Source organism: Promineifilum sp. (SeqCode), from assembly GCF_041918635.1.
Lineage (GTDB): Bacteria > Chloroflexota > Anaerolineae > Promineifilales > Promineifilaceae > Promineifilum.
In genome coordinates this window covers 1-6,950 of sequence record NZ_JAYRVJ010000277.1, presented here as the reverse complement: position 1 = coordinate 6,950, position 6,950 = coordinate 1, and the positions used below count along the sequence as shown (strand labels likewise).

Annotated in this window: 4 protein-coding genes; 3 read left to right on the top strand and 1 reads right to left on the bottom strand. The window is 67.2% G+C overall.

Annotated features, from left to right (window positions below; genetic code table 11):
* Positions 1 to 220 precede the first annotated feature (220 nt).
* A complete protein-coding gene (locus ACE3UY_RS09125) occupies positions 221 to 1,408 on the top strand; it encodes an ROK family protein (RefSeq protein WP_374687233.1) in 1,188 nt (395 codons plus the stop codon).
* Between the two features lie 130 nt (positions 1,409 to 1,538).
* On the opposite strand, the gene pulA is transcribed toward ACE3UY_RS09125, so the two are convergent.
* Positions 1,539 to 5,957 carry a pullulanase-type alpha-1,6-glucosidase gene (gene pulA, locus ACE3UY_RS09120; protein WP_374687232.1) on the bottom strand — a complete coding sequence of 1,473 codons (4,419 nt, stop codon included), beginning with the start codon at positions 5,955 to 5,957 and terminating at the stop codon, positions 1,539 to 1,541.
* A 20-nt stretch (positions 5,958 to 5,977) separates the two neighbouring features.
* Here pulA and ACE3UY_RS09115 point away from each other — a divergent pair, with 20 nt between their 5' ends.
* Both ACE3UY_RS09115 and ACE3UY_RS09110 read left to right on the top strand, forming a co-directional pair.
* Positions 5,978 to 6,511, top strand: a complete 534-nt coding sequence (locus ACE3UY_RS09115) for a DUF123 domain-containing protein (protein WP_374687231.1) — start codon at positions 5,978 to 5,980, stop codon at positions 6,509 to 6,511.
* 7 nt (positions 6,512 to 6,518) lie between these two features.
* Positions 6,519 to 6,932, top strand: a complete 414-nt coding sequence (locus tag ACE3UY_RS09110; RefSeq protein ID WP_374687230.1) for a DUF86 domain-containing protein — start codon at positions 6,519 to 6,521, stop codon at positions 6,930 to 6,932.
* Positions 6,933 to 6,950: the final 18 nt, after the last annotated feature.

Sequence of the window (6,950 nt, the reverse complement as noted above, 5' to 3'; positions counted from 1 at the left end):
TTGGCTCCCCCGTCGGTTAACAGACATCGTCGCGCACCGGCCTGTCGCCGGTCGCGCGCCAACGCCAGTATTGTGACACACCGCCGACAGGACGCTTAGTGTCATCCGTCACCCATTTTGGCGCGGACTGTCATGTTAAGTGACAAGTGATGAGTGATGAGTGACGAATGGTGTGACCTGCCACTTGCCACTGGCCCCCCACCTCCCTATCATCCCACCCATGAGCGAACCTATCCTGGCTCTCGATTTTGGCGGCACAAAGCTGAGCGCGGCGCTGTTCGTTGCGAATCAGAAATCTCACGCAAAGAGCGCAAAGGACGCCAAGATTTCTTCTTTGCGTTCTTGGCGTCCTTTGCGCTCTTTGCGTGAGCCTCTTTCCTCTTACTCTATCCTTGATCGGCGGCGCGTCTTCACCCCGCCCGACGCCGACGCGGCGTATGAACTGGCGGCCATGCTGGTGATGGCCCACGAGTTGTTGGCCGGGCGCCCGCCGGCGGCCATCGGCGTCAGCTTCGGCGGGCCGGTGGACTACGCCACCGGAGTGGTGCGCCTCTCCCACCACGTCCGCGGCTGGGAGGCCATGCCGCTGCGCGAGCGGCTGGCCGTCGAATTCGGCTGCCCCGTGGCCGTGGACAACGACGCCAACGTCGCCGCCCTGGGCGAGCACCGTTTGGGCGCGGGCCGGGGCGTCAATGACATGCTGTACGTGACGGTCAGCACCGGCGTCGGCGGCGGCTGGATTCTGGGCGGGCGTCCCTGGCGCGGCCATGAGGGCATGGCCGGCGAGATCGGCCACACCGTGGCTGACCCGGCCGGGCCGCTGTGCCTCTGTGGCAAGCGGGGGTGTGTGGAGCGGCTGGCCTCCGGCCCCTATATGGCGGCAGATTATGCGCAGGGGAGCAGGGGGGCGGGGGAGCAGGGGAGAGAAGCTTCTCTCCCACAGGAGGAGATGGCGATCCCCCGCCCTTTGGGAGGGGTTAGGGGAGGGACAACCGGCGAGGAGACGACGATCCCCCTCCCTTCGGGAGGGGTTAGGGGAGGGGCTGCGACGGGCGAGGGGACGGAAGACCCTCTCCCTAACCCTCTCCCAAGGGGAGAGGGAATAACCGGGCGGGGTGTGGCGGAGCGGGCGGCGACAGGGGATCTGTTGGCGCGTGAGATACTTCTGCGCGGCGCGTGGGCGCTGGGCGTCGGCCTGGGCAACGCGGCCAATCTGGTCAACCCGCAGCGGTTTATCCTGGGCGGCGGGGTCACCAAGTCGGGCGAGGCGTGGTGGGCCGAGGTGCGGCGGGCGGCGGCCGAGACGGCGCTACCCGAAGTGCGCTTCGACATCGTCCCGGCGGAGTTGGGCGACGACGCGCCGCTCTGGGGCGCGCTTGCGTTAGCGGAAGGAATATTCGTAGATTAGGCAGAAGATCTCACGCAAAGAGCGCAAAGGACGCTAAGATCGCTAAAACGTTCTTCTTTGCGTTCTTTGCGTCCTTAGCGCTCTTTGCGTGATCTTCTTTAAATCTGCCGATCTGCCCAATCTGCGGATACTACTTCTCCTCCGTCCGGCGGCTGTTAAGCCAGGCGATGAGGCCGGCGACGGCGCCGATGACGCCGACGATGACCAGCAGCGCCACGGCCGTGATGCCCGTGTTGCCGGTTGCCTCTTCCTGCGCCGTGGACTCCAGCCCCGGCGCGGTCGGTTCTTCGGCCGGCGTCGCCGTCGGCTCGCCGGCCGCTTCCGTCGCCGTGGGCATGGCGGCGGGCGTGGCTGTGGCCTCGGCGGCGGCTGGCTCGGCCGTCGGCACAAGTGTGGCGGTTGGCGCGACCGTTGGTTCGGACGTTGGCTCAGGCGCGGCCGCCGGCTCCGTGCCCTCGGCCTGCACGAAGACCGCCGTTGTCCGTCCGGGCACGGTGAATGCGCCCGTCGCCGCGTCCCAACTCGATTCACGCACCAGCGCGTCGGCTGACCCGGCCAGCACCGGGTGCAGCGCCATCTCCCGCCCGGCCCACTCGGGCACTGTGAAAGTCAATGCCTCGTCGTTGGCATTGAACAGCACGACCACGCGGTCGGCGGCCGGGTCAAGGTTGTCGCCGGTGGCGTCCGACAGGCTCATCACGATGACACCGGGGATCTGCTCCGGCCCGGTGTTGTGGAACTGGAGGCGGGCCTGCACCTCCTCGGCCGTGCGCAGCCGGAACAGCGGCGAACTGGCGCGCACCTGGGCCATCTCGCGGAAGTGGGCGGCCGCGGCGGCGGTGTGCTCCGGTAGCGGGGCCAGCGCGGGATTCGCCAGCAAGGGAGCCATGACCGGCCACATGCTCTCGTTGTCGCCGGCCGGGGGCAAGCCGCGCCCCCAATTGGTCGTCTGGCCCGTCCAGTCAATGGCGTTGAACCAGTCGCCGGAGTTGTAGCTGTTGCGGTCGAGTGACTTGGAGCGCAACAGATCGTCGCCCGCCTGAAAGAAGGGCACGCCCTGGCTGAGCATGACGATGCTGTTGCCCATGTTCTGCATGCGCACGCGGGCGGCCATGTCGGCCGCGGCCGGAGCCTTATACTGGATAGCGTCGAACAGCGTCTCGTTGTCGTGCTTGCTGACGTAGACGATGTTCTCCTGTGGGTCGGCAGTGTAGCCGGCGGGCGAGCCGTTGTAGTCTACGTCCGCGCCTGTCACCGTCGCCCCGGTTGCGTCGGTGAAGGTGTAGCCGGCCAGGTTGCCGGCCAGCCCCACGCGCACCAGGTCGCTGAAGTGCAGCAGTTGGGCCAACTGCGTCTCGGCCGTGCCCTGGTCAGTCTCGTTGGGGTCGGTGTAGAGTCCGGTGACGAAGCCCTGCTCCTGCTGCCCGTCGAACGGGCTGCCGCCGCGGGCCGCGTCGCGCAACCGGTCGTTGAACGTGCCGATGCCCGTGCCGGCCATATTGCGCTGCGTGGCGTTGACGCCGCGGGCGTTGCCGGCCACCTCGCCGAAGTCCCACCCCTCACCATAGACGTAGATGGACGGATCGATCTCGTCCAGCGCCGCGCGCACGGCCAGCATGTCGTCCTTCATGTGGTGGCCCATCAGGTCGAAGCGGAAGGCGTCGATGCCATACTGCTCCGACCACAACCGCACCGAATCGACCATTAGTTTGCGCATCATGGCGTGCTCGGTGGCCGTGTTCTGGCAGCAGGTGCTCGTCTCCACCCGGCCGCTGGCGTTCAGCCGGTGGTAGTAGCCGGGCACGATGCGGTCGAGCACCGACAGATCCGCCTGGCCGCTGGAGTTGGTGTGGTTGTAGACCACGTCGGCGACAACGCGCAGCCCCATCCCGTTGAGCGCCAGCACCATCGCGCGATACTCGCGGATGCGGGCCACGCCGTCGGGGTCGGTGCTGTAGCTGCCCTCCGGCACGTTGTAGTGCAGCGGGTCGTAGCCCCAATTGAAGCTGTCCAGGTCGCGCACCTCGCCGATGATCGCCTGCTGCGCCTCCGAGTCGGGCGGCAGCGCGGCCAACTCGGCCGGGTCCGGCTCCACGCGCTCGGCCTCGTTCTCGTTGATGGTGGCGATGTCGAAGCTGGGCAGCAGGTGCAGATGCGTCACACCCGCCTCGGCCAGGGCCGCCAGATGCGTTGCGCCGTCGCCGCCCAGGAACGCGCCATACGTGCCGCGCAGTTCTTCCGACACACTGGGGTCGAAGCTGCTAAAGTCGCGCACGTGGAGTTCATAGATGACGATGTCCTCCGGAGCTTCCAGCGGCGGGCGCTGCCGTGTGTCCCAGCCCTCCGGCTTCAGGTCGGCGTCGTCCAGGTTGACGATCTGGCTGCGCCGGCTGTTGGCCGACAGGCTGACCGAGTACGGGTCGGTGACCAGGTTCGTCTCGATCGCGCCGGTGCTGGGAGCGAAGACCTGTACCTCGTAGAGGTAGTACTGGCGGTCCCACTCCGGCTCGCCGGCCAGGGTCCAGACGCCGGTGTCGGGATCGACGCGCATGATCCGCGGCTCCGCGCCGGGCGTCTCCGGATTGGCGTCGTTGAACAGCACCAGCCGCACGCGCTGCGCCGTGGGTGCCCAGACGCGCAGGACGGGCGCGCCATCCTCATAGCTGACGCCGAGCGGGCCGTCGTAGGGGTACACATCGTCCAGCACGCCGCCGATCTGCAAGCCGGTGGCGTCGAGCAACTCGCCGGCGGCGTCGACGGCGGCCACGGCCACCTGCCCCTTCAGGGCGATGCGTACCACGCCGCCGCGGGTGGGCAGATGGAAGACGGGCAGTCCGGCCAGATGCGGGAAGCGTGTCGCCAGTTCCTCGGAAAGTCCGGCGGGGTCGTAGCTTAGCGTCACCGGCCGGCCGCTGACCCCGTCCTGACTCAGTTCGAGCGGCTCACCGGTCTCGGTGAAGTGGAAGGTGTAGACGTTGTCTGGACTGTACGCCACGTCCCAGACGATGGTGTCCTGGGCAATCCAGTGGGCCTTGGCTTCGGACAGGCTACCCACCATGCCACTGCCGCCCACCTGGATGGTCATGAGCTTGCTATCGGAATCCCACATAAACGTCACCAGCGTGCCGTCAGCGGGCACTTCAAAGGGGATGTTGGCCCCGCCGGCCTCGCCCCCCTCGCCGTAGTTCTCGTCCCAACTCAGGCCGACAGCGGCCTTGGCCTCGTACGTCCCGGCGGGGATAGCGTCGGTTTGGAAGACGAACAGACCGTCGCCGTCCGGGTCTTGCAGCCAGGAACGCAGGCAGTCGGGCGACCACTCGGCCGGGCAGCCGAGCTCGTCCTGGAAGCTGCCGGCGGCGGTGGCGATGAGGCTGTTCACGTCGTCGGTCACCCAGCCGGTCTGGGTGGAGAAGTAGAAAGCGACCTCCGTTTCCTCGGCCAGCGACAGCGGGATGTTCGGCCCGCCCGGCTGGGCATTGAGGCCGAAGTTCACGTCCCACGTTCCGTTGAGGGCAGCCTTGTACTCGTAGTCGCCGGCCGGCAGGGTGAAAGTAGCCCGCCACACGTCGCCGGCCTCGTCGAAAGCCAGCGCCGTGCCTTCGCAATCCGCCAGCCACTCCTCGGGGCAGCCCAGCGCGGGTTGGATGGTTCCGGGGATGACGACGCGCTCGGGCGGCTCGGCGACGACCGGCGGGGGCATGGCCGCCTCGGTCGTCCCGCTGGGAGAGGCCGCCGGGTCGGCGGGGCTGGTGGTCAGGGTATCGGCCGCCGCCTCATAGGAGAAAAGCACGGCCTCGCCCTCGGCCACGGTGAAGGTCACAGGGGCGGCAGCGGTCGGCAGCGATTCGAGCGCGCCGTCCGGGTCGCCCGCGCTCTGGGCCACGGCGGCCGAGTAGTCGCCGGGCGGCACGCTGGCGGTCAGGTGCACGTAGACGCCGTCTCCGTCGGGATCGCTCAGCAGGCCGCGCAAGCAGTCGGGCGCGTCGGCCACCGGGCAGCCCAGTTCGTCCTGGAAGTCGCCAAAAACGCTGACGAGGCTGTGGTTGATGCTGTCGGCCACCCAGCGCGTGTTGTGGTCGTACCAGAAGGTTACCGGGCCGTCTTCGGCCACCTCCAGCGTGATATTGGGGCCGTAGTACTCCGCGCCCTGGCCGTAGTTGTCGTCCCACGCGCCGTTGAGGGCGGCCTTGTACTCGTAGGAGCCGGTTGCCAGCACGAACGTCGCCAGCCACAGATCGCTGTCGGCGTCGTAGACGAGCATGGATTCCTCGCACTGGGTGTTCCAGTCGCCAGAGCAGCCCAGTTGGGTCTGGAGCGTGCCGGCGATGGTCACCATGTCGGGCGGGGGAATGTTCTGCGGGTCGTCGCGCTGGGCCAGAACGGGCGTCAGGCCGGTCAGCAACAGCAGAAGCGCTAACAGCAGAGTGCGCGTGGCATAGAGGGAACGTGTCGGCTTGGCGTTCATGACGACTCCTTCCATAATATCGGCTAGAGGGCCGATCGAGACGGACAAGCCCAGAATGGGCTTGCCCACGATGTGGGCCCACATTGTGGCAGATAATAAGCCTGATGACCAGTTGTATCACCCTCTCCGGCGATGACAGCCCTGGCGGCGTCTACATCCTGTGGCTGGGCGTCCACCGCGATCTGGCGCTGGCCTTCGGCCGCTTCCAGACTGGCCGGCCCATCGCCATCCCGGCCGGCAACTACGCCTATGTCGGCTCGGCGCTGAGCCGGCGCGGCGCAACGTCGCTGGCCGGGCGGCTGCTGCGGCACGCCACGCGCGGCGGAGGCCGGCCGCCCCACACCATCCGCGATGAATTGGCCGCGCGGCTGGCAAAGGTGGGACTGCGACCGGCCGCCGGGCCGCTGCCGGCGGACAAGCGGCTGCGCTGGCACGTCGATTACCTGCTAGAGGAGTTGGCCGTCGAGATCGGCCACATCTCTATCCTGCGCACGGCCGAACGGGCCGAATCGCGCGTGGCCGATTGGCTGGCGGCGCAGCCGGGCGCGTGGCCGCCGGCGGCCGGTCTGGGGGCCAGCGACGATCGGGGGCGGACGCACCTGTGGCGTGTGCCCGCGCTGGCGGATTTCCATACATAATACCTCTATGCAAAATGGCATCGTTGCCCAAAAGCTTCAGGCCCTTGACCACACATTGGTGGAACTGCGCTCCCTCGGTCACGTGTCGGTCAAACAGTTGAATGCCAACTGGCAGACGCAGCGAGCCGTTGAGCGCAGTTTGCAGGTGCTGGTTGAAGTGGTCATAGACGTTTGCCAGAGGCTGTTGGCCGTCTCCGGCCAATCGCCGGCGACGACGAGCGCCGACGCCATTCACCGCTGCATCGAAATGGGCGTACTGACGCAAGACGAGAATTACACGCGCATGCTGCAACTGCGAAACTTCCTCGTTCACCGGTATGAGCGCAGTGATCCTGAAGCGCTGGTTAATATGGTCAACCGGCACTTAGGTGACTTCGAGAAGTTCAGGGATGAGATTCTCGCCTATGTTCAGGAACATTGACTGGGAAAGCTTGCAACC